This window comes from Clostridium hydrogeniformans DSM 21757 (assembly GCF_000686705.1).
GTDB lineage: Bacteria > Bacillota > Clostridia > Clostridiales > Clostridiaceae > Clostridium_Z > Clostridium_Z hydrogeniformans.
The window spans coordinates 100,048-123,562 of record NZ_JMLJ01000014.1; the positions used below are offsets into that span (position 1 = coordinate 100,048).

General features: G+C 29.8%; 22 protein-coding genes. 17 read left to right on the forward strand and 5 right to left on the reverse strand.

Annotated features, from left to right (window positions below; all coding sequences use genetic code 11):
* Window positions 1–32: 32 nt before the first annotated feature.
* A complete protein-coding gene (locus BR69_RS0109315; protein WP_027632956.1) occupies window positions 33–557 on the reverse strand; it encodes a chromate transporter in 525 nt (174 codons plus the stop codon).
* A gap of 2 nt (window positions 558–559) precedes the next feature.
* Window positions 560–1,096: a chromate transporter gene (locus BR69_RS0109320; protein WP_027632957.1), complete on the reverse strand. Its 537-nt coding sequence runs from the start codon at window positions 1,094–1,096 to the stop codon at window positions 560–562.
* Window positions 1,097–1,270: 174 nt separating this feature from the next.
* On the opposite strand from BR69_RS0109320, the gene BR69_RS0109325 reads away from it, so the two are divergent.
* Entirely contained in the window at window positions 1,271–1,693 is a 423-nt protein-coding gene (locus BR69_RS0109325) for a YaaR family protein (protein WP_027632958.1), read from the forward strand.
* Window positions 1,694–1,973: 280 nt separating this feature from the next.
* Here BR69_RS0109325 and BR69_RS0109330 read toward each other — a convergent pair whose 3' ends face one another.
* Complete coding sequence (locus BR69_RS0109330) at window positions 1,974–3,887, reverse strand: NAD(+) synthase (protein ID WP_278246091.1); 1,914 nt, start codon at window positions 3,885–3,887, stop codon at window positions 1,974–1,976.
* A gap of 268 nt (window positions 3,888–4,155) precedes the next feature.
* On the opposite strand from BR69_RS0109330, the gene dnaN reads away from it, so the two are divergent.
* The 10 genes from dnaN (at window position 4,156) to BR69_RS0109380 (ending at window position 18,175) form a co-directional block, all read left to right on the forward strand.
* Window positions 4,156–5,259 carry a DNA polymerase III subunit beta gene (dnaN, locus tag BR69_RS0109335; protein WP_027632960.1) on the forward strand — a complete coding sequence of 368 codons (1,104 nt, stop codon included), beginning with the start codon at window positions 4,156–4,158 and terminating at the stop codon, window positions 5,257–5,259.
* 628 nt (window positions 5,260–5,887) lie between these two features.
* Complete coding sequence (locus BR69_RS0109340; RefSeq protein WP_027632961.1) at window positions 5,888–9,652, forward strand: phosphoribosylformylglycinamidine synthase; 3,765 nt, start codon at window positions 5,888–5,890, stop codon at window positions 9,650–9,652.
* A 75-nt stretch (window positions 9,653–9,727) separates the two neighbouring features.
* Complete coding sequence (gene purE, locus BR69_RS0109345; RefSeq protein WP_027632962.1) at window positions 9,728–10,204, forward strand: 5-(carboxyamino)imidazole ribonucleotide mutase; 477 nt, start codon at window positions 9,728–9,730, stop codon at window positions 10,202–10,204.
* A gap of 55 nt (window positions 10,205–10,259) precedes the next feature.
* Entirely contained in the window at window positions 10,260–10,961 is a 702-nt protein-coding gene (gene purC / locus BR69_RS0109350; protein WP_027632963.1) for a phosphoribosylaminoimidazolesuccinocarboxamide synthase, read from the forward strand.
* 21 nt (window positions 10,962–10,982) lie between these two features.
* Window positions 10,983–12,398 (forward strand): amidophosphoribosyltransferase, encoded by a 1,416-nt coding sequence (purF, locus tag BR69_RS0109355; protein ID WP_034849630.1) that lies wholly within the window; start codon window positions 10,983–10,985, stop codon window positions 12,396–12,398.
* 11 nt (window positions 12,399–12,409) lie between these two features.
* Window positions 12,410–13,408 (forward strand): phosphoribosylformylglycinamidine cyclo-ligase, encoded by a 999-nt coding sequence (purM, locus tag BR69_RS0109360; RefSeq protein ID WP_027632965.1) that lies wholly within the window; start codon window positions 12,410–12,412, stop codon window positions 13,406–13,408.
* Window positions 13,396–13,998, forward strand: a complete 603-nt coding sequence (gene purN / locus BR69_RS0109365; RefSeq protein WP_027632966.1) for a phosphoribosylglycinamide formyltransferase — start codon at window positions 13,396–13,398, stop codon at window positions 13,996–13,998. Before purM ends, purN begins: the two co-directional genes overlap by 13 nt.
* Before the next feature lie 23 nt (window positions 13,999–14,021).
* Window positions 14,022–15,524, forward strand: coding sequence for a bifunctional phosphoribosylaminoimidazolecarboxamide formyltransferase/IMP cyclohydrolase (purH, locus tag BR69_RS0109370; RefSeq protein ID WP_027632967.1), 1,503 nt, complete (start codon window positions 14,022–14,024; stop codon window positions 15,522–15,524).
* A gap of 107 nt (window positions 15,525–15,631) precedes the next feature.
* A complete protein-coding gene (gene purD / locus BR69_RS0109375; RefSeq protein ID WP_027632968.1) occupies window positions 15,632–16,879 on the forward strand; it encodes a phosphoribosylamine--glycine ligase in 1,248 nt (415 codons plus the stop codon).
* A gap of 366 nt (window positions 16,880–17,245) precedes the next feature.
* Entirely contained in the window at window positions 17,246–18,175 is a 930-nt protein-coding gene (locus BR69_RS0109380) for a chymotrypsin family serine protease (RefSeq protein ID WP_027632969.1), read from the forward strand.
* 238 nt (window positions 18,176–18,413) lie between these two features.
* Here BR69_RS0109380 and BR69_RS0109385 read toward each other — a convergent pair whose 3' ends face one another.
* Complete coding sequence (locus BR69_RS0109385) at window positions 18,414–18,890, reverse strand: hypothetical protein (RefSeq protein ID WP_027632970.1); 477 nt, start codon at window positions 18,888–18,890, stop codon at window positions 18,414–18,416.
* Between the two features lie 125 nt (window positions 18,891–19,015).
* Window positions 19,016–19,471, reverse strand: coding sequence for a hypothetical protein (locus tag BR69_RS0109390; protein WP_027632971.1), 456 nt, complete (start codon window positions 19,469–19,471; stop codon window positions 19,016–19,018).
* Window positions 19,472–19,656: 185 nt separating this feature from the next.
* On the opposite strand from BR69_RS0109390, the gene BR69_RS0109395 reads away from it, so the two are divergent.
* From BR69_RS0109395 to BR69_RS0109420, 6 genes are all read left to right on the forward strand, one after another.
* Window positions 19,657–20,514 (forward strand): DUF4438 domain-containing protein, encoded by an 858-nt coding sequence (locus BR69_RS0109395; protein WP_027632972.1) that lies wholly within the window; start codon window positions 19,657–19,659, stop codon window positions 20,512–20,514.
* A gap of 234 nt (window positions 20,515–20,748) precedes the next feature.
* Window positions 20,749–20,943, forward strand: a complete 195-nt coding sequence (locus tag BR69_RS0109400) for a DUF4250 domain-containing protein (RefSeq protein ID WP_027632973.1) — start codon at window positions 20,749–20,751, stop codon at window positions 20,941–20,943.
* A 57-nt stretch (window positions 20,944–21,000) separates the two neighbouring features.
* Window positions 21,001–21,840 (forward strand): PhzF family phenazine biosynthesis protein, encoded by an 840-nt coding sequence (locus tag BR69_RS20275; RefSeq protein WP_051623557.1) that lies wholly within the window; start codon window positions 21,001–21,003, stop codon window positions 21,838–21,840.
* A 126-nt stretch (window positions 21,841–21,966) separates the two neighbouring features.
* Complete coding sequence (gene yedE / locus BR69_RS0109410) at window positions 21,967–23,064, forward strand: YedE family putative selenium transporter (protein ID WP_027632974.1); 1,098 nt, start codon at window positions 21,967–21,969, stop codon at window positions 23,062–23,064.
* Entirely contained in the window at window positions 23,048–23,251 is a 204-nt protein-coding gene (locus tag BR69_RS0109415; protein ID WP_027632975.1) for a sulfurtransferase TusA family protein, read from the forward strand. The genes yedE and BR69_RS0109415 overlap by 17 nt, the downstream gene beginning before the upstream one ends.
* Before the next feature lies 1 nt (window position 23,252).
* Entirely contained in the window at window positions 23,253–23,492 is a 240-nt protein-coding gene (locus tag BR69_RS0109420; protein WP_027632976.1) for a putative Se/S carrier protein, read from the forward strand.
* The last annotated feature ends 23 nt before the right edge of the window (window positions 23,493–23,515 follow it).

The window sequence follows — 23,515 nt, forward strand, 5'->3', positions numbered from 1 at the left end:
AATATAGTCAATGATTTAAAAGATGATTAATATTAAAAACTATAGAGAATTACTCCAAGTAAGGCAGCTATAACTATAACTAATATTGGGTGTATCTTGGTCTTAAAACTTATTAAAGCAATAATAACTGCAATTAATATTCCTTTGAAATCTACAAAGGCTTCTTTAGCTAAGGAGATAAAAGCAGAAATTATAAGTCCTATTAGTGCAGGTTTCATACCAGTTAATACAGATTTTAATATTATAGAATCTTTGAATTTTATAACATAGTGGGTAGCTATTGACACAATTATAAAAGAAAAGAAAACTACACCAAGGGTAGCAAATATACTTCCCATAACTCCTGCAATTTTATATCCCACAAAGGTAGCGGAATTAATAGCTATTGGACCAGGAGTCATTTGAGATATTCCTATTATATCTATAAACTCAGAATAGGTAATCCATCCATTGGAGGTAACGATTTCTCTTTCAATCATTGGAAGCATTGCATAACCTCCACCAAAGCTAAACATTCCTATTTTTAAGAAGGTTAAGAATAATTTTATTAATATCAAAGCTATTTCACCTTCTTCCTTAAGAATATAGCTCCATATAAAGCGGAAGCTACAATAATTATAAGTGGATGAACTTTAAAGAATGATATAAGTACTATGGTTAGTATAAGAATTATTCCATTTATTATATTTCTATCTACAGATTTTGATAGGCTTTTAACAGCTATTAGAACTAGAATAGGTACTGCAGCGGTTATTCCCTTAAATCCTCTATCAATCCATAAATTATTTCTAAAATTCATAAAAAATGTAGCAACTAAAATTATTATAAAAAAGGATGGTAGAATAGAGCCTAAAAGAGCCGCTATTGCTCCTATAAAACCACCTATTTTATACCCTATAAATATGGAACTATTTACAGCTAAAGCTCCAGGGAAACTTTGGCTTATGGCAATAATATCACTAAACTCTTCTTTACTTATCCATTGTTTTGATCTTACAACTTCTTCCTCAATCAAAGGAATCATTGCATAACCTCCACCAAAGGTAAAAGCACCAATTTTAAAGAAACTAAAAAACATAGTAAAAATCTTATTCATTTTACCCCTCCTATAGCCTTTATTATAAATAGAACTTAAAACAATTTCAAATTAATCGAATATTATAATAAGAGTATTTATAGTTTTTTTCATAATATACTTAAAGTAGAATACTTTTTAGGGTATAATAAGAGATAATTATTAATCCACTATAAGCTAAAAGGGGAGAAGGGTATGGAAATTTCAAGAGTTAGAAAGGGGTCTTCCTTAACCTCAGAAAGAAAAAAGGTAGATCTAAAAAAAGATTTTTCCCAAAGTTTTAATTTTGCTAAGGAAAGAAAGAGTGAAGAAGAATTAAAGAAAATGCTAGAAGATATAAATAAAAGAGGTAATAGGCTTGCCATTACTAAGTGTTTTGCAGATGTTAGGGTTTACAAAAACCTAATTAGAGATTATTTAAAAACAGTTTTAAATCATATGTATTCAATAAAAAAGGATATAAGCTTTTGGCAAACTCAATATTTTGTTACAGTAGATATTATAGACCAAAAACTAGAAGAGCTTACTAATATGATAATGGAAGGTGAAAAAGAAAACATTTCTGTAGCATCTACCATAGATGAGATTCAAGGTCTTATAGTAGATATATATAAGTAAAAAGTAGACTTATACAAAATGTTATGTTAAACATTTTTATAGACATTAAATAAATTACTTTTTATATATAAACTTCTCTATTATAGTTAGTTGTGATATTAAAAATGTATTAGATTTAGCTAAAACTTATTGATTCATAAAGAAGAGGAATGTAAATTATTTTATAAAATAAAAAAATATATATTAATACATATAAGAAAATAGGTTTTACCATTAACAACTTTTAAAGTCTTAATGGTAAAACCTATTTTAATATAATACTTAACAAAAATTATTTAAATTAGTCTAAGAAACTCCCATAACTAGCATCTGACGGCATTCTAAGATCTCCTCTTGGAGAAAGACTTATAGAACCGACCTTAGGACCATCAGGAAGAGTAGAGCGTTTAAATTGTTGAGTGAAAAATCTTTTAATAAATAGATTAAGCCATTTTTCTAAAATCTCTTCAGGATAATCTCCTTTAAATGCTTCCTTTGAAAGGAAAAGAAGTTTTTCATAAGAAGCTCCTTGTTTTATAAAGTGATATAGGAAAAAGTCATGAATCTCATAAGGTCCAACTATATCCTCAGTTTTTTGAGATATTTCACCATTTTTATCCTTTGGAAGAAGTTCAGGGCTTACAGGGGTTTCTAATATGTCTGTAAGAATCTTTGATATTCTATCCTGAGCCTCTTGTTCTGCCACATATCCCACGAGGTATTTAACAAGGGTTTTTGGAATAGAAGAGTTTACAGAATACATAGACATATGATCTCCATTAAAGGTACACCAACCTAATGCAAGTTCAGATAAATCCCCAGTTCCTATTAATAATCCACCTTCCTTATTAGCTAGATCCATAAGGATTTGAGTTCTTTCTCTAGCCTGAACATTTTCATAGGTCACATCATGTTTCTCTACAGGATGATTTATATCTTTAAAATGTTGTAGACAGGCAGCTACAATATTTATCTCCCTAAAGTTAGTATTAAGCTCCTTGCAAAGGGATACAGAGTTATTATAGGTTCTATCTGTAGTTCCAAAGCCTGGCATAGTTATAGTTACTATGTTTTCTCTAGGTATATTTAGCATGTCAAAAGTTTTTACTATAACAAGGAGAGCAAGGGTTGAATCTAAGCCACCAGATATACCTATAACAGCCTTTTTAATATTAGTATGTTCTAAGCGTTTTGCTAAGGCAGAGGTTTGAATATTAAAGATTTCCTTGCATCTAACTTCTCTTTCCTTAGGGTTATTAGGTACAAAAGGATGTTTATCTATATACCTATCAAAAATGCCATAGTCATTAAACTTAAACTTAAATTTAACTTCCATAGGTTTTAAACATGAATTTTTTAAACTATCCCTAAAGCTTATATTTTTGTTTCTTTCTGCATTAAGTCTATCGATATCTATTATTGATGAAATAACTTGATTTTCTCTTTGGAATCTTTCATTTTCTTTTAATGTAGTTCCATTCTCTGATATTCTTAAATCACCACTAAAAAGTAAGTCAGTGGAAGACTCGTGAACTCCAGAAGAGGCATATATATAAGAACTCATAGTTCTTGCACTTTGATTTTCTATAAGGCTTTTTCTATAAGAGTTTTTGCTAACAAGTTCATTAGACGCAGAAAGGTTTCCTATAATGTTAGCCCCCATTAAAGAAAGGTATGAACTTGGAGGAATTGTAACCCAAAGATCCTCACAGATTTCAAAACCTAATTTTACATTTCCAGATGAGAAAATAAGATTTGTTCCAAAGGGAATATCCTCTTGAAAATCTAGGGTAATTAGTTCCTCTTTTATATTTAACCCCTCAGTAAACCATCTTTTTTCATAAAACTCACTATAATTTGGAATATAACTTTTAGGTACAATACCAAGAATTTCGCCATTAAATATTATATAAGCACAGTTGTATAAACAATAGTTATGTAAAAGAGGAGCTCCCATTGCTATAATCATATCTAAGGACTTTGAATATTCACATATTTCCTCTAGTGACTTATAGCTTTTATTTATAAGAGTACTTTGCATAAATAAATCCCCACAAGTATAAGATGTTGTAGCAAGCTCTGGGAATACAAGAACTTTTATATTATCTTCGTGTCCTTTATCTATACATATCTTTATATTTCTAATATTTTCCTCTATATTTGCTACTTTAGTAACAGGACAAGCAGCCCCGACTCTAATAAAATTCATAGTCATCACTCCATAAAAATAATATAGTATTATATATTTTGTCTATATATTCATATTATCATGTATTATCTTACAATATCAATATATGGGTATATAAGCATTATACATGATTAAATTAAAATCATAAGAAGTTTTATACATATTCATATTAATATTATTTTAATAAAAGTATAACATTACAATCTTCATATATATTATATGTTATATATTATGGACAAAATGGTAATATTTACTGTAAAATCATATTAAATATATGTTATAAGGGGAGTTATAAGTGAAGATAGATGTGAAAAGGGAAGAACTCTGTAGAGCTATAAGTATAGTACAAAGAGGAGTTAATACTAATAGTAATTTTTCTATACTTAATGGAATTTTGATTGAAACTATAAATGGAAGGTTAAAATTAGTAGGAAGCAACTTAGACCTAAGAATAGAAATTATTATTAATTGTAATGTAATAGAAGAGGGGTCTAGGGTTGTTGAAAGCAAGTTATTAGGAGGTATAGTAAGAAGTTTATATGATGATAATGTTCAAATATGTTCAGAAGGAAATAGCTTGAAAATATTATCTGGAAAATCTTTTTTTAATATTAATAGTAAAGAATCCTCTGAGTATCCTATGTTACCTATAGAGAAAGAGAATAATAGTATAGAAATAGGTTCCGAAGTCTTTAAAAATATGATAAAACAGACAGTTTTTGCCACTGCACAAGGAGACATTACACCAATATTATCAGGAGCTCTATTAGAAGTTCTAGATAATCAAATTTCTTTGATATCCTTAGATAGATATAGACTAGCTGTAAAAAGGGAAAGAATAGAAGGTGAGAATAGTAAAAATGTTATTATACCAGCTAAAACATTAAATGAGTTAAGTAAAATAATAGATATAGAAAGTGAAGTTATAAAAATTTTCTTTTCTAAAAATTACATTAAGTTTAATATAGGAGAGATAGTTGTTACATCTATATTATTAGAGGGAGAATATGTTGATTATAACAAGTTTTTAGATAATGATTTTAATTCTAAGATAACTCTTAATAAAAAATTATTTCAAGATAGTATTGAAAGAGCTATCTTATTAAATAAAGATCAAGGGGCTAGTTTAGTTACTTTAGAAATTAAAGATGAAAACATGATAATTAAATCTGAATCGCAAGTAGGAAACTTTGAGGATATATTAAACATAGAGCTTCAAGGAAGTTATTTATTAATAGGATTTAATGCTAAATATTTACTAGAGGGATTAAAGGTCATAGATAGTGAGAATATAAATATATATTTTACGAGCAAAGTAGGTCCATGCATTATTAAACCAGAAAATGATTATACATACACATATTTAGTATTACCCACTAGGAGTGTAAGGAATAGTTAGTGTAAAGGTAATTTAGATACTACTTTTTAGACTATTATTTTAGATTTATGTTCTAATATATTGTTGATAATATTTATATATTATTATTTATGTTTTTTTATTATAAGGCTAATAGCATATTGGATATAATTAATATACATGGTAAAATTAATAATAAACATAGGACAATATATATAAAGAACAGACCTTATAAAGTATTACATAAAAATAACAAAAGTTAAGATGAATATGAATAAATATGTTTTTAATAAAAGGTTGCTCTTTAGCAACCTTTTATTTTTTATGATTTATTAAAAATGTTATTTGAATAAAAATGGAGTATTAGAATAATAACATATATGAACAAAAAAACGTGAAATGATAATAATATTCGTATAAAATATTCTTTAATAGAAAAAAATATAAAAAATGTTGACTTTCATCTAAGGTAATGATAAATTATAAGTAAATTATACGAACAATAAACCCTAAGTGACAATAAATGTTCGATTGAATCTTTGGAGGATAAAGGAAGATATTAAGTTTTTTATTCTTAAAATATATAGTTTTTATTAAGGATAGTAATAAAATTTAGGGGTTTAATATTTTAAGCTTATTTAATTATCTTTATAGATTAATATTTAGGAGGATGGCTACTATGAATAAGATACTTTATGTAGAGAAAATGCCAGGATTTAATATAGAGGGAGAAAAGTTAAAGGAAGATATAGGGGAAAACCTCAATATAAAATTAGATGAGATTAGAATAATAAACAGATATGTAATATCTAACTTAAGTTCTAATATTGTGGAATTATCAAAGTATACAATTTTTGCTGAAAAAACTGTGGACAATCTTTATGAGAATGAAATAAATTTAGATGGATATAAAGCCTTTGTGGTGGAGTATCTAAAGGGACAATATGATCAAAGAGCAGATGCTGCTATGCAGTGTATAGAGCTTCTAACCATGGGAGAGGAATGTAATGTTTCTTGTAGCAGAATAATTGCAATGAAAAATATAGGATTAGATGATTTAGAAAAAATAAAAGAATATTATATAAATCCAGTAGATTCAAAGGAAGGCTCCTTAAGCCTATTAGAGGAAAAAGAAGAAGGATTTAAAACAGAAGATATAGGGGTTATAAAGAATTTTATAACTATGAGAGAAGAACAGCTATTAGATTTTCATAAAAGCCTTTCCCTTGCTATGACCTTAGAGGACTTAAAACTTTGCAAGGAATATTTTAAAAAAGAGAATAGAAATCCAACCTTAACAGAAATAAAGGTAATAGATACCTATTGGTCAGATCATTGTAGACATACAACCTTTTTCACATCTATAAAAAACATAGAAATAGAAGAGGGCTCTTTAAGTAAACCAATAAAAATTGGATTAAAAGAATATGAAGAGTCTAGAAACTTTATTTATAAAGAAAATCATAAAGATATAACCCTTATGGATATAGCAACTATAGCGGCTAAAGAGCTAAAGAATAAGGGGATACTTAAAAACTTAGATGAAAGTGATGAAATAAATGCATGTACAATAAAAGCTAATATAGAGACAGATAAGGGAGTAGAAGAGTATTTAATATTATTTAAAAATGAAACCCATAATCATCCTACAGAGATAGAACCTTTTGGGGGAGCAGCTACTTGCCTGGGAGGGGCAATAAGAGATCCGCTATCTGGCCGTGGATACGTGTATCAAGCCATGAGGATAACAGGCAGTGGAGATCCAAGGGTAACTGTTGAGAAAACCTTAAAAGGAAAGCTTCCTCAAAGTGTTATAACTAAGGGAGCTGCAAAGGGATATTCTTCTTATGGAAATCAAATAGGAGTGGCTACAGGATTTGTAGATGAAATATATCATGAAGGTTTTGTAGCAAAGAGAATGGAAATAGGGGCAGTAATAGGAGCAGTACCTAGGGAAAATGTTAAAAGAGAAGTTCCTAGTAATGGAGATGTAATAATCCTTATAGGAGGAAGAACTGGAAGAGATGGATGTGGAGGTGCCACAGGATCATCTAAAGGACATAGTGAAAACTCCATAGAAAAGTCAGGAGCAGAGGTACAAAAAGGAAATGCTCCTACAGAAAGAAAGCTTCAAAGATTCTTTAGAAATAAAATAGCCTCTAAAATAATAAAGAGATGTAACGACTTTGGAGCTGGAGGAGTGTCAGTTGCCATAGGAGAGTTAGCAGATGGGGTAGATATATATTTAGATTTAGTACCTAAAAAATATAAGGGATTAAATGGCCTTGAAATTGCAATATCTGAATCTCAAGAGAGAATGGCAGTGGTGGTGGATAATAAAGATTATGAAAAGTTTATATCCTTAGCTTTAGAGGAAAATCTAGAAGCTACAAAGGTAGGAGAGGTAACTGATTTAAATAGAGTAAGAATGTTCTTTGAGGAAGATACCATTGTAGACATAGATAGAGAGTTTTTAAATACTAATGGAGCTAAAATATATAGGGAAGCTTTTATTAAAGCTCCTAAGGAAGAGGAAAATTATTTTACCATAAATAGATATAATGGAGATTTTAAAGACAGCTTAAAAAGTTTATTAAGTGATATAAACATATGCGCCAAGAAAGGATTGGTGGAAAACTTTGATTCTACCATAGGAAGTAATACAGTTCTAATGCCTTTTGGTGGAGAATATCAGTTAACGCCTATAGAAGGTATGGCAGGGAAAATACCTGTATTTAAAGGAGAAAGTAAGGATGCAAGTTTAATGACCTTTGGATATAACCCTTATATAAGTAGCTTTAGTCCTTTCCATGGGGGAATATATGCTGTAGTTGAAAGTGTTACAAGAATAGTTGCTATGGGAGGAAAGTATTCAAATATTTATCTAACCTTCCAAGAGTATTTTGAAAAATTAGGAGAAGATAAAGAAAAATGGGGTAAACCTTTAAGTGCTCTTCTTGGGGCTTTATATGCTCAGAAAAAGTTAAGTATTGCTGCCATAGGAGGAAAGGATTCCATGTCAGGAACCTTTGAAAACTTAAATGTACCACCTACCCTGGTGTCTTTCGCTATGGCTATAGAGAAATCAAAGAATATAATAAGTCCAGAGCTTAAAAGAAGTAATACACTTATTGTAAGCCTACAGGTGAAAAAGGATAACATGGGAATTATAGATTTTAATGACTTTATAAATATGTTAAATAAGGCATCAAATCTTATAGAGAATAAAAACATTCTAAGTGCATTTGCTGTAAGGCATGGGGGATTAATAGAAGGAATATGTAAGATGTCCTTTGGTAATAAAATAGGAGTTATATTAGATGAGGAAATAAAAGAGGAAGAACTATTTAAAGAAGGATACGGCTCTATATTAGTAGAGATAGATAAAGAAGATTTAGGGTTATTAGAGGGTATAAATTATAAAATAATAGGAAGTACGACTAAGGAAGAGGTAATTATATATAAGGAAAACCATATGAGTTTAAATGAACTTATTAATTTATGGATAAGTCCCTTGGAAGAAGTATTTCCTCTAAAAGATAAAAGAAGTAAAGAAGTATCTAACAATGAAATAATTAATGAAAATATATCTAATAACAAAATAAAAAGTTATTCCATATCTATAAAGAAACCTAAACCAAGAGTAGTGATACCAGTATTTCCAGGAACTAATTGTGAATGGGATTCTGCTAGAGCTTTTGAAAAAGAAGGGGCAATAGTTAATGAAATTATATTTAAAAATATAAGTAGAAGTTCATTAAAAGATTCCATAGAAGCTTTAAGAAAAGAAATAAGAAATAGTGAGATATTAATGCTTCCAGGTGGATTTAGTGCAGGGGATGAGCCAGAAGGTTCAGGGAAGTTTATAGCTACTGCTTTTAGGAATCCAGTAATTAAAGAAGAGGTAATGGAACTTTTAAAAAATAGAGAGGGGCTAATTCTTGGAGTATGTAATGGGTTCCAAGCCCTTATAAAGCTAGGACTTGTACCTTACGGAGAAATAGTGGATATAGAAAAAGATATGGCAACATTAACCTATAATACCCTAGGAAGGCATGTAAGCTCTATTGTTAGAACTAAGGTTATTTCAAAGCTATCTCCTTGGTATAGTGAAGTAAATCTTAATGATATTCATAATGTGGCAGTATCTCATGGAGAAGGTAGGTTTGTAGCACCAGAAAGCTTAGTAAAAAAACTTATAGAAAATGGACAAGTCTCAACTCAATATGTGGATCAGGATGGGAATCCTTCTAATCATATTCCGTGTAACCCTAATGGATCTATATTTAGTATAGAGGGAATAACTAGTCCATGTGGTAGAGTTCTTGGAAAGATGGGTCATAGTGAGAGGATTGGAGAGAATCTTTATAAAAATATAGAAGGCAGTTTTGATGATAAGATATTTAAGTCAGGAGTAAGTTATTTTACTAAATAAATATAAAAAATAGGTTTAATTCATGATTATAAGATTTAATGTGATGTTAAGTTTAAATTTATTGGAGGAGATTATATGAAAGTAGCAATATTTTTCGGAAGTAAATCAGATACTGATATTATGAAGGGAGCAGCAAAGGCTTTAAAAGAGTTTGGTATAGAGTATAAGGCTTTTATACTCTCTGCCCATAGGGTTCCAGAAAAACTTATAGAAACATTAAAATATATAGAAGAGAATGGATATGAAGTAATAATAGCAGGTGCAGGACTTGCAGCCCATCTTCCAGGGGTTATAGCTTCCCATAGTGTATTGCCAGTAATAGGGGTTCCTATAAATGCTGCCTTAGATGGTGCTGATTCTCTTTATTCCATTGTTCAAATGCCAAAGTCTATACCAGTTGCTACTGTTGGAATTAACAATAGTTATAATGCAGGTATATTAGCAGTAGAAATCTTAGGAGTAAAATATAAAAATATTCAAGAAAAGATCCTAGAATTTAGAAAAGATATGAAGAAAAAATTTATAGAAGAAAATGAGGATGTTTCTTTATAAAATATTAAGATTATAAAGTATTTGAATAAATATTAAAGGAGAAGGAGAGAAAATTATGGAGAGAGAAGAAATGTTATATGAGGGAAAGGCAAAGAAAATATTTAAGTGTGAAGAAGAAGATAAGGTTATAGTTTATTATAAAGATGATGCTACAGCATTTAATGGAGAAAAGAAGGGACAAATAGAGAGTAAGGGCGAATTAAACAATATGATAACATCTAAACTCTTTACCTTATTAGAAAAAGAAGGAATACCTACCCACTTTATAAAAAGGTTAAATGAAAGAGAACAGCTTTGCAGAAAGGTTGAAATAGTTCCTATAGAAGTGATTACAAGGAATGTAGCGGCAGGTAGTATGGCAAAAAGATTGGGACTTAAAGAAGGATATGAACTTAAAAATGAAGTTTATGAAATCTGTTATAAAAATGATGACTTAGGAGATCCATTAATAAATGATCATCATGCAGTAGCCATAGGACTTACCACATTTGAAGAATTAGAAAAGATATATGAAATCACAAAAAAGGTAAATAAGATATTAAAGGAGTTCTTTATTAAAGAAAATATAAAGCTTATAGACTTTAAGTTAGAGTTTGGAAGGTTTAATGGAGAAATATTACTAGCAGATGAAATATCTCCAGATACTTGTAGATTTTGGGATGGAACAACTAATGAGAAATTAGATAAAGATAGATTTAGACGAGATATGGGGAGTGTTAAGGAAGCTTACGAAGAAATATTAAATAGAATCGGATAATTAAAGAAAGGAATTAAGATTATGAGAGGTCCTATTTTAGACATGGAGCTAGATAAGTTTAAAGAAGAATGTGGGGTATTTGGAGTATATTCTAAGGATAACTTAGATGTATCAGCATTAACTTATTACGGACTATACGCTCTTCAGCATAGGGGAGAAGAAAGTGCAGGCATAGCTGTTCTTAATGAAGAAAAAATAATTTGTAAAAAGGATATGGGACTTGTTACAGAGGTTTTTAAGGAGACAACCCTAAAAAGTCTAAATGGTAAAGCTTCTATTGGTCATGTAAGATACTCTACTGCAGGGGATAGTTGTAAGGATAATGCACAGCCTCTTTTAACTCAAGGAAAGCTTGGAAATATTGCCATAGCCCATAATGGGAATTTAGTTAATGCAGAGGTTATAAAAGAGCTTTTAGAGGATTCAGGATTTATATTTCAAACATCAATAGATTCAGAGGTTATATTAGGACTTATTGCAAGATATGCAAAAAAAGGATTAGAAAAAGCTATATTTAGCACATTACAGGCAGTAAAGGGATCCTTTGCGATAGTAATGTTAACAGAAGATAAGCTTATAGGGGTTCGTGATCACAATGGTATTAGACCACTTTGCATAGGTAAGATAAATGATACCTATATTTTATCCTCAGAAAGCGCAGCTTTAGATACAGTGGGGGCGGAGTTTATAAGAGATGTAAAACCAGGGGAGATTGTAATAATAGATGATAAGGGTATTAAAAGCTTAAGTTATTCAGAGAAAACTAGATGTGAAACCTGTTCTTTTGAATATATATATTTTGCAAGACCTGATTCTACAATAGATAATATTAATGTTTATGAGGCGAGATTTAGGGCAGGAGAGATTCTTTATAAGGAATCCCCGGTGGAGGCTGATATAGTCATTGGAGTACCAGACTCAGGATTACCGGCAGCTATGGGATTTTCTAAAGCATCAGGTATACCATTTGAAATAGGGTTTGTAAAAAACAAATATGTAGGAAGGTCCTTTATAGCTCCTTCTCAGGAACTACGTGAGAAAACTGTAACAGTAAAATTAAATCCTTTAAAGTCTGTTATAAAGGATAAAAGAGTTGTGGTAATAGATGATTCCATAGTTAGAGGAACAACTTCTAAAAGATTAGTTGATATTTTAAAGAAGGCAGGAGCCAAGGAGGTCCACTTTAGGGTATCTTCTCCTGTGGTTAAATATCCGTGCTACTTTGGAATAGATACCCCTTATAGGAGTGAACTTATAGGTGCTACTCAAGAGATAGAGAATATAGGACTTAATATAGGATCGGATACCTTAGCTTATATAACCATAGATGGGCTTTTAGAATCCTTCGGAAAGAGTAAAGGATTTTGTCTTGGATGTTTTAATGGGGAATATCCTATGGCTCCACCTAGTGAGATTATAGAAGAGAATAATAATTAGAGGTGAGTTTAATGATTACTTATAAAGATGCAGGAGTTAATATAGAAGAGGGATATAATGCAGTAAAGCTTATAAAGGAATATGCAAGCAAAACCATGACAAACTTAGTCCTAAATAATATAGGGAGCTTTGGTGGAATGCTAGAATTACCAAGTGGTTATGAGAAGCCAGTCCTAGTTTCGGGAACAGATGGAGTAGGAACTAAGCTTGAAATAGCATTTAGGATGAATAAATATGATACAGTAGGTATTGACTGTGTGGCTATGAGTGTTAATGATATATTGTGTCATGGAGCAAAGCCTTTGTTTTTTCTAGATTATATTGCTTGTGGAAAGCTTAATGCAAAAACAGCAAGTGATATTGTATATGGAGTATCTGAGGGATGTATAGAAAGTGAAGCAGCCTTAATTGGAGGAGAAACTGCTGAAATGCCAGGTTTTTATAAAGAAGGGGAGTATGATATTGCAGGATTTGCTGTGGGAATTGTAGAAAAGGAAAAAATTGTAAATGGAACAGGTGTGAAAGAAGGAGATGTCCTTATAGGACTATCTTCCTCAGGATTACATTCTAATGGATACTCTTTAGTTAGAAAACTTATAAATAATTACGAGGAAGACTTTAATGGAAAAACCATAGGAGAAGTATTGTTAACTCCTACTAAAATTTATGTAAAACCTATATTAAAACTTTTAGAAACCTTCAATATAAAAGCTATGTGTCATATAACTGGAGGGGGATTTATAGAGAATGTTCCAAGAATGTTACCTAAGGGGTATACTGCTGTAATAAATAAAGATTCTTATAAAATACCAGAAATATTTAATTATATTAAGGGCTTTGGTATAGAAGAAGACCATATGTATAACACCTTTAATATGGGAATAGGCTTTATACTTTGCGTTGATAAAGATATAAAACCTCAGATTTTAAAAGAGCTTAAATCCATGGGAGAGGAAGCCTATGAAATAGGATATATAGCCTGTGGAGGGGATGGAATATGTTTAAAATAGCGGTACTAGTATCAGGTGGAGGGAGCAACCTTCAAGCTATAATAGATAATAAGAATTTAAACCCCTATATAGAGATGGTTATAAGTGATAATAAAGATGCCTATGGACTTAAAAGGGCAGAGAAAAACCATATAAAAACTTATGTAGTAGATAAAAAAGTTTGCAGAGAAACTTTAGGGGATGAAGTGCTAAGCCTTGTAGAAGATAAGGTGGATTTAATTGTCCTTGCAGGATTCTTATCCATATTAAAAGGAGATATACTTAAAGTTTTTAAAGATAAAATTATAAATATTCATCCCTCATTAATTCCTAGTTTTTGTGGTAAAGGCATGTATGGTCTAAATGTCCATAGGGCAGCTATTAAAAGTGGAGTGAAGATAAGTGGTTGCACTGTACATTTCGTCAATGAAAATATAGATGAAGGAGCAATAATTCTTCAAAATGTTGTAGAAGTGGATTTTAATGATAATGAAGAGGACCTTCAAAAGAAGGTTATGGAGAAAGAACATTATATACTTCCAAAGGCAATTAAGCTTATAGCAGAAAATAAAGTTAGAATAACAAATGGAAGAGTAGAGATACTTAAATAGTTTTCTTTTAAGGAGTGATTTATATGAAAAAAAGAGCTTTAATAAGCCTTTATGATAAAGAAGGAATAGTAGAATTTGCTAAGTTTTTAGAAGGTAAAGGGGTAGAGATAATATCTACAGGAGGGACTTATAGATATTTAAGAGATAATGGCATAAAGGTTATTGAAATTAGTGAAGTAACAAATTTTAAAGAAATGTTAGATGGAAGGGTAAAAACCTTAAATCCAATAATTCATGGGGGAATCCTTGCAATAAGAGATAATAAAAATCATATGGAGACCTTAAAAGAGAACAGTATAGAAACAATAGATTATGTAGTAGTTAATCTTTATCCTTTCTTTGAGAAGGTAAAGGAAGACATATCCTTTGAAGAAAAAATAGAATTTATTGATATAGGTGGGCCTAGCATGCTAAGGTCAGCAGCAAAGAACTTTAAAGATGTAGTTGTACTTAGTGATAAAAAGGATTATGGAAAGGTTATGGAGGAAATAGAGGAAAATAATCAGGTTGCCTATAGCACAAAAAGGTACTTAGCTTCTAAAGTATTTAACCTGGTTAGTTCCTATGATGCTGCTATAAGTAATTTTCTTAAGGAAGGGGAGGAATATGATGAATATTTAACCTTAACCTATAGGAAACATGGTGATTTAAGGTATGGAGAAAATCCTCACCAAAAAGCAGCTTATTATGTAAATTCAATTGAAGAGGGAGCACTTAATAATTTTGAAATCCTAAATGGTAAGGAATTATCCTATAACAATATAAAGGATATAGATATAGCATGGAGGGTTGTAAATGAATTTGATGAAATAGCCTGCTGTGCTCTAAAACACAATAGTCCTTGTGGAGTGGCCTTAGGAGAGAATGTATTAGATGCCTATGAGAAGGCTTATAAATGTGATCCTATATCTATCTTTGGAGGTATAGTTTCTTTTAACAATATAGTAGACAAAAAAACAGCTGAAAGACTTACTGAAATATTTTTAGAGGTTATAATAGCTGATGACTTTACAGAGGAAGCCTTAGAAATTCTTAAACTTAAAAAGAATCTTAGGGTAATAAAGTGTAAAAATAAGCCTAGGGCAAAGAATTATATGGTATCTGTAGACGGAGGAATCCTTCTTCAAGAGGAAGATAAGGATTTAATTAAGAATATAGAGGTTGCTACAGAAAAAGAGCCAACTAAGGAAGAATTAGATGATTTAATTTTTGCTATGAAGGTAGTAAAATATGTGAAGTCTAATGCCATTGTGGTAGCAAAAGATAGAATGACCCTTGGGATTGGAGGAGGACAAGTAAATAGAATATGGGCAGCTAAAGAGGCTTTAGATAGAGGAAATGGTGCTTTAGTTATGGCATCAGATGCTTTCTTCCCCTTTGATGATGTGGTTATAGAGGCTTCTAAGTACGGAATAAAATCTATAATACAGCCAGGTGGATCCATAAATGATAAAAAATCTATAGATAGGTGTAATGAACTTAACATATCTATGGTATTTACCTCTATGAGACATTTTAGACATTAAAGAATAAAAACTCTATAGTAAGTTCAGTAATAATAAAAACCATAAATAAAATTTTTTAAGAAGAAATCTTAAGTGTTATAGCTAATGATAGATAAGGGGGAGTATATATGAATATATTAGTCATAGGTGGTGGGGGACGAGAACATGCCATTGCTTGGAAGTTATCTAAGGATCCTAAGGTATCAAAAATATATGTATCTCCTGGTAATGGGGGAACAGCCTTAGAAGAGAAATGTGAGAATATAGACATAACATCTATAGATGAACTAATTATATTTGCAAAGAAAAACAATATAGAATATACAGTGGTAGGACCAGAAGAACCTTTAACTAAAGGAATAGTAGACAGATTTAGAGAAAATAACTTAAAGATATTTGGACCAAGTGAAAAAGGGGCCTTACTTGAGGGCAGCAAAGCTTATGCAAAAGAATTTATGAAAAAATACAAGGTTAGAACTGCTCATTATGAAACTTTTACTTCTTTAGAGAAAGCTATGGATTATTTAAAAAGTTGTGAATATCCTGTAGTAATTAAAGCAGACGGACTTGCACAAGGAAAAGGTGTGGTAATTTGTAAAACTAAAGAGGAGGGGGAAACGACTCTTTTAGATTTTATGGAGAAAGATATATTTAATGGCGGTGGAAAAACCGTAGTAATTGAAGAGTTTCTTCAAGGAGTAGAAGCATCTATACTTTCTGTTACAGATGGTGATATAATAATTCCATTTATATCAGCAAAGGATCATAAACAGATATTTAATGGAAATAATGGACCTAACACTGGAGGAATGGGAGTGGTAGCACCTAATCCTTATGTAACAGAAGAGGTGTTAAAAGATTTTACTGAAAATATAATGAACCCAACCCTTAAAGGAATAAATGAAGAAGGCTTAGATTTTATTGGAGTCATATTCTTTGGAATTATGATAACTGAAAAAGGGGTATATCTTCTAGAATATAATGTGAGAATGGGGGATCCTGAAACCCAAGGGGTGATTACTCTTATGGAAAGTAGTTTTAATGATTTAATAGAGAGTGCATTAAGTAAGAATCTTAAAAATTTTACTATAGAATGGAGTAATAAATACTCTTGTTGTGTAATGATGGTATCTAAAGGTTATCCTTTAAAATATGAAAAGAATAAGGAAATTAGTATTAAAGACTCTTATAAGGGAAAGATGTTCATATCTGGAGCTCAGTTAATAGGGAACAATCTTATGACTTCAGGAGGAAGGGTATTATCTATGGTAACAACATCAGAAACCTTAGATAAGGCTATAATTGAATGTTATAAAGATATAGAAAACATAAGTTTTCAAGGGAGTTATTATAGGACAGATATAGGTAAGATATAAAGAGATATTTACCTAAAACTTATTTTAATAAATAAATTATTTCTACAAAAACTATTCCTAAAAATCTATAAATAAATTTAAATCTAACTTAATATATAGATTACATTAAACAATTTACATTTCGCTAGTTGATGACTCAATAAGTTTCAACCGAATCTAATGTAGTTTTAATATTACAACTTATATATTATAGATAATAGGTACCCTACAAAAGTTATTTTTTGTAGGGTACCTATTATTTAATTATTATTTTTAATTTGGAGAATAGTATAAAAATAATAATATATATCCAAAAAGAAAAACATTATACAAATACCAACATAGTATAATATACAGAATCATTATAATTTACTTGGAGATGATAAAATGGGTAGAAGTATAAAAGAAGATATTATGAAAATCTGTAAAAATGATTATAAATATTTTTTTAATAATCCATCTGTAGTTGGTATAGCAATGGGATATAAAAGTGCAAAGGGAATAGAGTCAGAGGAACTTTCTTTAAAGATATTAGTTAAAGAAAAAACTAAAGAGTCTCATATTAAGAAGGAGCATATAATTCCTAAGGAATATAAGGGAGTAATGACAGATGTAGAAGAGGTAGGAGAGGTTTATAGTCTAAACCTTAATAGTAGGGAACGCCCCATAGTAGGTGGAAATGGTATAGGGGTATATAACTTAGAAGAAAGAATAGGAACCTTAGGATGTATAGTAAGTAAAGGAAATGGGCTTAACACAAAGTTTTATATATTAAGTAATAATCATGTTATAGCAAGAGAAAATAAAAATCCATTAGGAACTAAGATAATTCAACCATCCATTAAGCATGGAGGTGGGGAAGAGGATGTTATAGCTACATTAAGTGATTATATTCACATAGACTTTTTTAATGAAGAAGGATTAGGAGAGAATGTTGTAGACTGTGCTTTAGGAGAAGTGAAATCAATAAAAGACATATCCCCAGAGATATCTTGGTCAGGATATATAGAGGGATTAACTAATCCATCTCTTGGAATGGCGGTAAAGAAAAGTGGTTGTGTTACTGGACAAACTTTAGGGGTGGTAACTATGACTAATGCAACTATAAAGGTGAAGTTTCCTTCAGGGGAAGCAGTCTTTATGAATCAAGTTATAACCAATGCCATGGCTCGTCATGGAGACTCAGGAAGCTTATTATTAAGTAAGGTGAGTAATAGAGCTGTAGGGCTTTTATTTGCAGGAAATAATTTAATTAGCGTTCATAATAATATATTAGATGTGGTTAATGCTTTAGATGTAGATATTGTGACACTATAGGGAAGATATATATAAGCTTAGAGAAAAATTGAATTATCTCTAAGCTTATATATTTATTAAAAGAAGATTAAAATATGCATTTTATATATAAGAAGAGATACCATAATATTAAGAAGATTTTACCTGAATACATAAAATTCTAAGTTAACTTATGTAAGAATAATTAGATAAAAAAAGTTAACTATAAAAGTAATAGAAGGATAGCTTACTATTTCTTAAGTAGTAAGCTATCCTTCTATTATTTATCTTTATTTAACTTAGAAAAATTATCAGTATTATTAAATTTTGATAAAATCCAAAGAGTAACTAGATTTAATATGGTAGATATAATTATAAATAAAATGAGACCATCTCTCGTTATAATTATATTAGTCATGTTAAAATCAAATATTATTCTATAACCTAAGGTAATGGAAAATATATTTATGGCAGCTTCTAAGGCAAAAGCTGTTATTTTATTACTCTTAAGTAATTCCATCTGAGTTTTTGGAGAGAGGCCTACAATGCTTAATATTACTTCTACAATTAAGGAGGCTAAAAACAAATAAAAACTCAAAGCTACAAAAGAGCTCACACTTCCATTTAAAAACTCTAAAGGCATTACTTTACTTACTAAGCATAAGGAAGCAACCCCAATAATTATGGGTGCTAAAAGAGGCAGGATAAAAATCATTATTAATATTAAAAAAGCTGCAAATTGAAGTAACTTCTTCATAAAAGTCTCCTTTGTAAAACCATATAACATGTACCATATTATATTATATTTATACATATTTATCAAGAAAGAGTAAAAGTATGATAAATTAATTTAGATATATTGTGTAATTTTACTGGTATAACTCAGTCTCTATGTTTATCAATTATAATAATATATAAATATGTAAATAGAAGGTTTAAGAGAGAACTAAAAATAGCAAAGAATATTAAACCATTTTTATATAAAACTAAGGATGTACAACCTTTAGATTCCAAGATATTATATCCTATTAACAAAGCTGTTAGGTGACTTGTTCCTTTAAGAAAAAATCCAACTATTTTATTTTCCTTTAACATTTCATCTATGGCTTTGCTTGAAAATCCTAGAATATATAAAATTATATTCATAATTATATTAAATATATATAATGTAAAGCTTAGAACTATTATAGAAGAAAGCTTAGTAAAATATATTTCACTAGGAATTAAATATAAAATAATAATAAAGGAAAGAAAATTAAATATTATTGGAGCTAAAATAGGGGTTAAAGCAATTAATATAATAAATATAAATAATATAAACTTAATAAAAGCATTCATAAATTTCTCCTTAATAGTAAATTAATATTTATAGTAAAGTACAGTAGGCAACGCATATATAATAAGCTTAATAATTAATATGTATATTTTAAACTAAATATTACTTTAAATATTTTATGAAAGTTAAAGGGGATACAGTAATAAGTGTAGAAATATGAAATATTAAGATAAGAGGGGGAGTTAATATGTTACGAACTAATAGGGAAAAAGTTGTTATGCAAAGTGTACAAGGAAAGATACATCATCCAACTGGGGGAAATATGCCTTATAGAATAAGTCACAATGGGGAGCCATGTATACTACCAGCCACTGGGGGAATATGCTATAACGTTAAAGTTGGAGATAGTGCTTTTAATTTAGCAGGAGACCATATAGAACCAGGAGTTTCAATAAAAAATGATAATTCTGCTGAAAATGTAGCTTTAAATACCTTATCTTGTATAGGAAATACAGCTAAGGTTGTAAGTGGAGATGGAAAAGGAGCATTGGGATATGTGACAGGAACCCATGGGGGAATTGATCATGTTATTCTTCATTTTAATGAGGGGGATTTAGAAAATTTAGCTATAGATGATAAAATATTAATTAAGTCCTATGGTCAAGGATTAGAGTTATTAGACTATGAAGACATAAAGGTTATGAATATAGATCCAGATCTTTTAGAGAGATTACCTATAAAAGAGGAAAATGGTAAATTAATAGTTGAAGTTTCTGCCATAGTACCACCATATTTAATGGGATCAGGGATTGGAGCTTCTACATCCTTTAATGGAGATTATGATATAATGACTGCTGATTATGAAGAGGTTAAAAAACATGGCATAGATAAGCTTAAATTTGGAGATATTGTTCTTCTTAAGGATTGTGATAATAGCTTTGGAAGAGGGTATCTAAAGGGAGCAGTGTCTATAGGAGTTGTTATTCATAGCGATTGTATAAAGATGGGACATGGGCCAGGGATAACAACTATTTTAACTAGTAAGAGAGACATGATTGAAGGAGTATTAAATAGTGAAGCTAATATAAGTAACTTCATTAAGTAATAATACTCTAGATAATTTACCTAGTATAGTAAGTTAAGGGAACATAGGAAAGCGTTATTATACTTTCAGTAAATATATTATATAACTTCTATATAATATATTTAGTCACATAAAATTCAAAAAAATATTTTGTTGTTTTTACAAAACAATGTTACAATATAGTATATACTAGGTTTTTTATGGTAATACTATAGTATGACATTTATTTTTATTTTAAAACCAGGAGGTAGAGCTTTGGATAAAGAGAGAATACTTTCCATGGATCCTTATGTGCTTTTAAGTTTAATAAATATGAAATTAAGAGATGAATTTGTTTCTTTAGATGATTTTTGTTTATTTAATAATATAACTGATGAGGACATACTAGAGAAATTAAAAAAAATTGGATATTTTTATGATGAAAATACCAATCAATTTAAGGCAGCTTAAGCATCAGTTTCACTGATGCTTTTTTTTTAGATTTTTATAAATTATTAGGAGGGGAAAATGATTAAAGCTACTATTGCAAAAGTGTTTACCCATAAAGGGACAGGTGGTAATAAAACTGCAGTTGTATTTAAAGAGAAAAACATGATTATAGATGGAATTTCATTAGCTAAAAAATTAGAAATTTCAGAGGTTGTATGTATAGAAGAAAATAATAGGGATTTAACATTTAGGTTTTATACTCCAGAAAGAGAAATAGATTTATGTGGACATGCTACTTTAGGTGCACTGAAGGTTTTAAAAGGAAAGGGATTTTGGGGAGAGTTTAAAGTAAATACTAGGGTAGGAAAAATAACAGTAGGAATTTTTAATGACTTATATATGAATCAAGTTTCACCGAAATACTATGGAAATATAGATAAAAAACTTATTGCTAAGTGCTTAGGGGTTGAATGTAAGGATTTTTTAGAGAATATGGATGTTGATATTGTATCGACGGGAGTTAAGGATGCAATAGTACCATTAAGATCTTTAGAAGTATTAAATAATATTAAGGTAGATTTAGAGGCCATTAAAGAAGTATCTAAAGAATATGAAATAGTGGGATTCCATGTATTTACACTAGATACAATAGACAAAGAAAGTTCTGCTCATTGTAGAAATTTTGCACCACTATATGGAATAGATGAAGAAGCTGCAACAGGCACATCTAACTGTGCTTTAGCATGTTATTTATATAAAAATAGAATTATAGAAGCTGGAAAAATATCTACTTTTGAACAAGGAAATATAATAAATTCACCATCAAGGATACAAGTATGTATTAAAGACGCGGAAAAAGAAAAATTAAAGGTTATGTTATCAGGAGAAGTTATCTTATATGATGAAATCTATCTTTAAGTGGTAAACTATTGTTAAAACAAATAGCAGAAAAGGTAGAGATTTGTTTTAAGTATTTCAGTTAATTGTCATTATGTGGTATATTTGTTTTGGGTGCACCTTATATAACACATATGGAGGTAGATTATGTTTAAAGAAAATAAACTTATAATCTTAGCAGGGATAATCATAGGAATTATATCTATTTCTTTAGTTCATTTTGGAAATCCGGCTAATATGGGGGTATGTATTGCTTGTTTTTTAAGAGACATATCAGGAGCATTAGGACTACAGAGAGTAGATACTGTTCAATATTTAAGACCTGAAATTATGGGAATAATTTTAGGAGCTTTTTTAATGTCACGACTATCAAAAGATTTTTCTTCAAGGGGAGGATCATCTCCTTTCATTCGTTTTATTCTAGGAGTTATTATTATAATTGGAGCTTTAATGTTTTTAGGATGTCCTACAAGGTTAATTTTTAGACTTGGAGGAGGAGATCTTAATGCATTAGTAGGTTTATTTGGATATGTATTTGGAATTTATATTGGAATAATATTTTTAAATAAAGGATTTTCTTTGAAAAGGAATTATAAAGCGTCAAAGCTAGAAGGGTATAGCTTTCCAGTTATTAATATGTTTTTAGCAGTGGCATTATTTATTCCCCCTTCTTTTATAATTTTTAGTAGCAAAGGACCTGGAGCCTCCCATGCTCCAATTATAATGTCTTTGATTTTAGGAGGAGTTGTTGGAATCCTATGTCAAAAAACTAGATTGTGTACTGTGGGAGGAATAAGAGATATTATTTTATTTAAAGACACCTATCTTATAAGTGGGTTTGTAGCTATATTATTAAGTGTTTTTGTAGGTAATATAATTCTTGGGAAGTTTAATTTAGGATTTACAAACCAACCTATAGCTCATAATGATGGATTATGGAACTTTATGGGGATGACTGTAGTTGGATGGGGATCAGTACTTCTTGGAGGATGTCCATTGAGACAATTAATTTTATCAGGGGAAGGAAATGGAGATTCCATGATAACTGTATTAGGGATGATAGCAGGAGGAGCTTTTTCTCACAATTTTGGACTAGCATCTAGTGCTAAGGGACCTACAGGTAATGGTATGATAGCTGTAATTATATGCATAGGAGTACTTTTACTTATATCGTTATTTTCTATTGATAAAAAAATTGTAATTAAAGGAAAAAAAGGAGTGAGTATAGGTGAAGGTAGACGCTAGGGGAAGAGCATGTCCAGAACCTTTACTAATGGTGAAAAATTCATTAGAAGAAGGGGAGAAGAATTTAGAAATATTAGTTGATACAAATACTGCTTTAAATAATATAATGAGATACTTAAAAAATAAGGGGTTTATAACCTCTACTGAAGAAGAAGAAGATTATTTTATAATAAAGGTAAATAAATAATATGGACTATATAGCAATATTTTATAATCATGGTGGTGCTATTAAATTTTCTAAAAATTTAAGTGAAAATGGGGTAAAGGGAGAGTTAATACCAGCTCCAAGAAAGTTAACATCTAATTGTAATATAGCCTGTAGATTTAGTTATGATAAAAATTTAGAGAATATAATAATTGAAGAAGTAGAAAGAATCTTATTAGTTAAAAATAAAGAGGTAGCTACTGTATATGAAGATTATTATTAAGGTTTATATTAATTAACTTATGT

Excerpts from the sequence above, each read along its gene's own strand:
- BR69_RS0109320 (WP_027632957.1), bottom strand. The coding sequence starts at position 1,096 with ATGAATAAGATTTTTACTATGTTTTTTAGTTTCTTTAAAATTGGTGCT.
- BR69_RS0109325 (WP_027632958.1), top strand. The coding sequence starts at position 1,271 with ATGGAAATTTCAAGAGTTAGAAAGGGGTCTTCCTTAACCTCAGAAAGA.
- BR69_RS0109330 (WP_278246091.1), bottom strand. The coding sequence starts at position 3,887 with ATGACTATGAATTTTATTAGAGTCGGGGCTGCTTGTCCTGTTACTAAA.
- BR69_RS0109340 (WP_027632961.1), top strand. The coding sequence starts at position 5,888 with ATGGCTACTATGAATAAGATACTTTATGTAGAGAAAATGCCAGGATTT.
- purE (WP_027632962.1), top strand. The coding sequence starts at position 9,728 with ATGAAAGTAGCAATATTTTTCGGAAGTAAATCAGATACTGATATTATG.
- purC (WP_027632963.1), top strand. The coding sequence starts at position 10,260 with ATGGAGAGAGAAGAAATGTTATATGAGGGAAAGGCAAAGAAAATATTT.
- purF (WP_034849630.1), top strand. The coding sequence starts at position 10,983 with ATGAGAGGTCCTATTTTAGACATGGAGCTAGATAAGTTTAAAGAAGAA.
- purM (WP_027632965.1), top strand. The coding sequence starts at position 12,410 with ATGATTACTTATAAAGATGCAGGAGTTAATATAGAAGAGGGATATAAT.
- purN (WP_027632966.1), top strand. The coding sequence starts at position 13,396 with ATGTTTAAAATAGCGGTACTAGTATCAGGTGGAGGGAGCAACCTTCAA.
- purH (WP_027632967.1), top strand. The coding sequence starts at position 14,022 with ATGAAAAAAAGAGCTTTAATAAGCCTTTATGATAAAGAAGGAATAGTA.
- purD (WP_027632968.1), top strand. The coding sequence starts at position 15,632 with ATGAATATATTAGTCATAGGTGGTGGGGGACGAGAACATGCCATTGCT.
- BR69_RS0109380 (WP_027632969.1), top strand. The coding sequence starts at position 17,246 with ATGGGTAGAAGTATAAAAGAAGATATTATGAAAATCTGTAAAAATGAT.
- BR69_RS0109385 (WP_027632970.1), bottom strand. The coding sequence starts at position 18,890 with ATGAAGAAGTTACTTCAATTTGCAGCTTTTTTAATATTAATAATGATT.
- BR69_RS0109390 (WP_027632971.1), bottom strand. The coding sequence starts at position 19,471 with ATGAATGCTTTTATTAAGTTTATATTATTTATATTTATTATATTAATT.
- BR69_RS0109395 (WP_027632972.1), top strand. The coding sequence starts at position 19,657 with ATGTTACGAACTAATAGGGAAAAAGTTGTTATGCAAAGTGTACAAGGA.
- BR69_RS20275 (WP_051623557.1), top strand. The coding sequence starts at position 21,001 with ATGATTAAAGCTACTATTGCAAAAGTGTTTACCCATAAAGGGACAGGT.
- yedE (WP_027632974.1), top strand. The coding sequence starts at position 21,967 with ATGTTTAAAGAAAATAAACTTATAATCTTAGCAGGGATAATCATAGGA.
- BR69_RS0109420 (WP_027632976.1), top strand. The coding sequence starts at position 23,253 with ATGGACTATATAGCAATATTTTATAATCATGGTGGTGCTATTAAATTT.